Origin of the sequence: Phormidium pseudopriestleyi FRX01 (assembly GCF_017313335.1) — a bacterium.
Lineage (GTDB): Bacteria > Cyanobacteriota > Cyanobacteriia > Cyanobacteriales > Laspinemataceae > Laspinema > Laspinema pseudopriestleyi.
Map to the genome: position 1 here is coordinate 1 of NZ_JAFLQW010000100.1, position 4,331 is coordinate 4,331.

Consider the following 4,331-nt stretch of genomic DNA (forward strand, 5'->3'; position numbering starts at 1 on the left):
CCCGGACCTTGCCAAGGTCCGGGGACCGTTCGTAAGGCAAATCACTATGAGCGTAAAAAACCTACTCTTGTAAGCCCGCCCCTTCTCCCAAAAAGGGAGAAGCCCTCACCCTAAATCCCTCTCCCAAAGGGGGAGAGGGATTTAGGGTGAGGGCTGCTTTCATTGGGATGCTCCCTTTGGAATAGCTGTTGATTGAATTGCGAACATGGAAAACGACTGAAGAACGGGAGGATTTAGGGGGGAGATTGGGGTTGTTTTTGGGAGACTGCTTTGAGCTTGGAGTAGAAATCTGAGGAGGTTTCTTGGGGGGTGAACTGGTGGATGGGACTGTTGTTGACGATCGCCTCTGATGATTCCTCCGTCTGTGGTTCCTCAATGGCGGTGGCGGATTCAGAGGAGGGTTTTAAGTCAGTGAATGTGGGTTTTGGGTTACGGATAGGCTGAAGTTGAGGGAGATCGAGCCAGAGGTCCCCGAGTAAATCATCGGAGTGGGGTGCGATCGCCTCGGGTATCCCTGTAGTTCCCGTCTCTTCCATCCCTGGATTGCGGGTCTGGTGGGGTGAGTTTGAGGGGAGTTGGGCCTCTTCTAGGTCAATGGGAGAGAGTTCCGGTGATAACGGATCTGACTCCTGGGAACCGGGCAGTGCAGGGATAGGGGCTTCGGAGTCCGGTGGGGCAGAATTATCCTCGGGAGTGGCGATCGCCGAGGTTTCTAATACAGCACTCTGGGGGAGATGGTGGCGAGATGTTTCTCCTTCCAAGGGCCGGACATCGGAACTGGGAATCGCCCTGGGGAATACCCCAGTTTGGGATACTTCCGTCAACCCCTGTGTAGATGTCATTTTCTGTGCTGTGTCTGCTCTAGTCCAACCTTTCGGCAGTTGACTGGAGACTAACCGTTCAAATTCATGATTGAAATGATAGAGGGCCTGATTTCGGCGTTTCCAACAGGCTAAAATATGGGTCACGGACAGGGCTTTATACCGTCCTTGATATAAAGCCTCAATAGTACCTAGACGCACCCAAGCTGCCGGATACTCTAGGAGCCATTCGGCAATCAATTCCCCGGTGCTGTAGCCGCCGAGATCGAAGCTATAGTGAGTCAGCAGTGCCGCTGCACTCTCCGATGCAGTATCCTGGGCCGCTTTGTTCATTCTTGATTGCCTACCGGGGATCCCCTATTTTCTCTACCATGCCCGCGTTTGACCACTGGTGATGGTCTATCAATCCTACATCTGCGATCGCCCCTAGCAACAGCTTTTGATATCCCAATCCCGGAAATCCTCGGGAGACTCTTCCCCAAAGGATTTTCTGGATAAAATTACTGGAGTGACTTCTCCCTTGGGAGGTTACGGTTGTTTCTTCCCCCACAGAATCAAAAGAGTCACGCTTTCACCCCACGGGGTCCCGCGATGCCCTCAAGGGGAGGCCACAACGGTGCGATCGCGTCCCTCTTTTTTGGCCAGATACAGGGCGGCATCAGCGGCTTTAATCACGTCATTCCCCTCGGTCCCGCAATCAGGACAGGCGGCTACCCCCAGCGATATGGTAATCTGATCCAGGGTTTGACCGCGATGAGTAATTTTCAACTCCTTGATCCCTTGGCGCAGAACCTCGGATCGGAGGGCGGCATCTTCTAAATCCGCATCTGGGAAAATCAGAGTCAACTCCTCCCCGCCATAGCGACAGGCAATGTCTGAGGTGCGGACATGGGTTTGCAAATAGGTTCCGAGTTCTCGCAAAACGGCATCCCCGGCATCATGACCGTAGGTATCGTTAAATTGCTTAAATCGATCCACATCAATCATCACCACTGCCAGCGATCGCTTAGTTCGCAAAGCGCGATGAATCTCGCGATTCAACGATTCTTCCAAATATCGCCGGTTAAATAACCCAGTCAGGGGGTCGCGAATACTCTGCTGGTGCAGGGTTTCGCGCAGTTTTAAGTTAGCCAGGGCCAAAGACACTTGTTCGGAAACAGTCCGCGCTAATTGGCGCTTCCCGGGGGTTAGATATCTCTCGTCTTCACTGGCTAAGTACAGAATTCCCAAGGTTTCTCCTTGAGCAATCATCTGCACGCATAGGGACTGGGCTGGGTTATGATTCGAGTGAATATGTTTGCAAGCTAATCCGGCATTGGTGCGATCGATCCAATGCAGGCGGCCTCTACGCAATGCCCAACAGTCACTCGGGGAAAACAGGGTATGGGTCGGCAGTTCATCCCCCCACTTTGCCATTGCCTCTACTAAATTTTTGGACTCATTCATCATGAAGACAGCACCAGAGGTCCCCGGAAATAACGGTTGCAGGAGGGTGTCTAGGGCTTTGTAGGCCTCGTCTACACTAAAACAGGCTTGTAGAAATTCGTTCATCTGCCCCAGCATATCCATCTCTTGGTTCCGCAGTTCCAGTTCGCTGATCCATCCCTTCAGGTTGACATTGGCTTGTTGCAACTCCTCTTCTGCTCGTTTACGAGAGGTTATATCTGTGGCGGTCCCCAGAATCTGATTGGGTAAGCCTTCGGCATTTCTGGAAAAGACCATATCTCGGCTAATAAACCACCGCCAGCGATCTTGGGCGTCTTTGAGCCGATATTCCATTTCTAGGATTTCTTCCTCTTTGAGGAGGATACGTTCTTGGAAATGTTCGGTGACCTGGGCTACATCATCAGGATGCAAAATTTCTTGAAAAATGTTCTCTCCAATTTCCTCAATCTGTTCTGGGGTATAGTCCAAAATTTCCCCAATCGACCGATTTTGATAAACATTTCTCTCCTGCACTAGGTCATAAATGTACAGAATATTCGGAGTTGTTTCAGCGATTCTCTGAATAAATCTTTGGCTAGATAGCAGTTCCGTTTCGGCCTGTTTACGTTCTTGAATTTCCCGTTGTAATTGCTCATTGGCTGCTTTTAATTCGGCAGTGCGTTCTTGGACTTTTATTTCTAATTCATCTTTGGCTTCTTGTAATTCAGCTTCGGCTCGACTGGCGCGGGCAAGTTCGCTTTGCGCTTGGTGAAATAGGGTGGATTGATTGATGGCGATCGCCACCTGGGTTGCCAATTTTTCTAAAAAGTCAATTTCTGAGGGGTTCCATTTTCTGCGATCGAGACAGTGGTGGGCAATCAGCAATCCCCATAACTCTTCCCCTTGCAAAATTGGCACGACTAAATTAGCCCGAACCTGAAACTGTTCTAAAAACTGGATGTGGCAGGGGGTTAAATTGGCATTGTAAATATCATCGATTGCTTTAGTATTCCCTTGTTGATACCAGTCTAGGGCTATTTCCTCAAAACAAATATCTTGAATGGTTTTACCTAAAATTGAAAGGTGTTTATCCCGCGCCGATTCAACTTCGACCTTTCCACTCCAATCCGGGCCAAATTGATAAATAATCACCCGGTCCGTTTTTAAAAGCTGTCTGACTTGGGATACCGTCGTATTCAGAATCTCATGAAGATTCAACGATTCCCGAATTCTGAGGGCAATTTTATTCAGCAGCCGTTCTTTGGATGCCTGTTCATGCAGTTTTGCCGTGCGAAGGTTGACTTCTCTTTCTAGTTGAATATTACGACTATGCAACAATTCGACTTTTTCAGCTTGGAGTTTCCACACTTTTTGTTCTAATCCATGAATCACGCTATACAGTTGACTTGGGTCTAGGGTTTGCATTAAAATTTCCGGAGTGATAATCCCTAGGAGTTCCCCTTGATTTCCACAAATAACTAAGCGTTCAACCCGCTGTCGCTGCATTTGTTGATGAGCCGTCCAGACAGATTCCTGATGGTTTAAACACAACAGGGGTACACTCATTACATCTCCCACTTGGATCTGCTCTAGGTCGAGTTCTAAAGCCATAAAAGACAAAATATCTCGTTCGGTGATCACTCCCACAGGTAAGGAAAATGAGGGGGGGTTCATGTCCGCTTGATCCGATGACGGTTCTATGTTTTCTGTGATAATAATAGAGGCCACTCGGTATTCAGCAATTAAATGAGCCGCTTCCAGGAGAGAGGCGGTCGGGGGGATGTGAATGATATCGGTTGCCATCACTTCTTCCACCCGTTTTCCCTTGAGTAAATCTGCCGGTTTAATAACTTTGCGAATGCTATCGAGAGTGACAATTCCTTGGACATTTCCGGTTTCGTCTAATAAGGGAAGATGGCGAATTTTATGACTTCTAAATAGTTTTAAAATGCTGAAAATATCCCTAAATTCTGTCTCTTTCAGGGTGATAATATTCTCATTCATAACATCCCGAACAGTCAGGGATTTTAAGTCAGTTTTTTTCGCTCCGAGTCGGACAAAATCCCATTCGGTTAATAGGCCAAC

General features: G+C 48.4%; 3 protein-coding genes. All 3 read right to left on the reverse strand.

The annotated features are described in order from the left end of the window. Nucleotides 1-233 precede the first annotated feature (233 nt). On the reverse strand, nt 234-1,154 hold the full coding sequence (locus J0895_RS04030; protein ID WP_207086837.1) for a hypothetical protein: 921 nt from the start codon (nt 1,152-1,154) through the stop codon (nt 234-236). A 10-nt stretch (nt 1,155-1,164) separates the two neighbouring features. Continuing rightward, the gene (locus J0895_RS04035) at nt 1,165-1,371 is read right to left on the reverse strand and encodes a hypothetical protein (RefSeq protein WP_207086838.1); all 207 of its coding nucleotides are present in this window, start codon (nt 1,369-1,371) and stop codon (nt 1,165-1,167) included. Nucleotides 1,372-1,418: 47 nt separating this feature from the next. Beyond that, nucleotides 1,419-4,331 (reverse strand): diguanylate cyclase (locus J0895_RS04040; protein WP_207086839.1); only part of this gene is annotated, 2,913 nt, incomplete at its 5' end.